At 60.3% G+C, this 720-nt stretch carries 1 protein-coding gene; it reads right to left on the bottom strand.

Annotation, left to right across the window (positions count from 1 at the left end):
- Positions 1-719: electron transfer flavoprotein subunit alpha/FixB family protein (locus ACESSO_RS16985; RefSeq protein ID WP_373166724.1), on the bottom strand; the 719-nt coding region annotated here is incomplete at its 3' end.
- Position 720: the final 1 nt, after the last annotated feature.

Genomic DNA, 720 nt, shown 5'->3' with positions numbered 1-720 from the left:
TCCTTGGCTTCCTTGACTACTTCCAGAACCTTGGTCTGCAGGTCCGCATCGGACAGCTGCACGTCAACCTTCTCAACTGCAACAGCGTTTGCCTTCGCCTCGTCGTACTCGCCCTTCTTCAGAACGCCCGGACGAACGGTTGCCATCTGGGGACGGAAACGCGGGCAGATGATGGTCGCCATCAGGTGACCGCCGAATGCCGGACGGGTCATCTTCAGGTTACGGTCAGCACGGTCGAGTGCGTCGATCTGTGCCTGCGGCAGGGTCGAAGCCTCCTGCAGGAATGCAGCGTACTTCTCAACGTCTACGTCGAGGTGCGTGCAGTCCGCGGTCAGACCGGTGTGCAGACGAGCTGCGCAGCGCGGGCCGAGGTCACGGCCGATGTTGGTCGCCGCGATCAGCATGATTTCCGGCTTCTTAGCCATAACGACGTCGCAAATCACCTTTGCGTAAGCGTCGGTGGTGTAGGTCTCGAGCAGGTCGTCCTCCGCAACCAGAACCTTGTCCGCGCCGTAAGCGCCCAGTTCCTTAACCATTGCGTCGCCTACGCCCTTGCCGCCCAGCAGCAGGCCGCAAACTTCCGTACCCATATCGTCCGCCAGCTTGCGCGCCTCGGAAATCAGCTCCAGCACAGTCGGCTGCAGCTTGCCCTGGCGCTGCTCACAGAATACCCATACGCCGGAAAAATCGGCGAGGTTGGTGTTATTGAATTCAGCCATT

The organism is Agathobaculum sp. Marseille-P7918, assembly GCF_964248325.1.
Lineage (GTDB): Bacteria > Bacillota > Clostridia > Oscillospirales > Butyricicoccaceae > Agathobaculum.
This window is presented reverse-complemented; position numbering and strand designations above follow the sequence as displayed.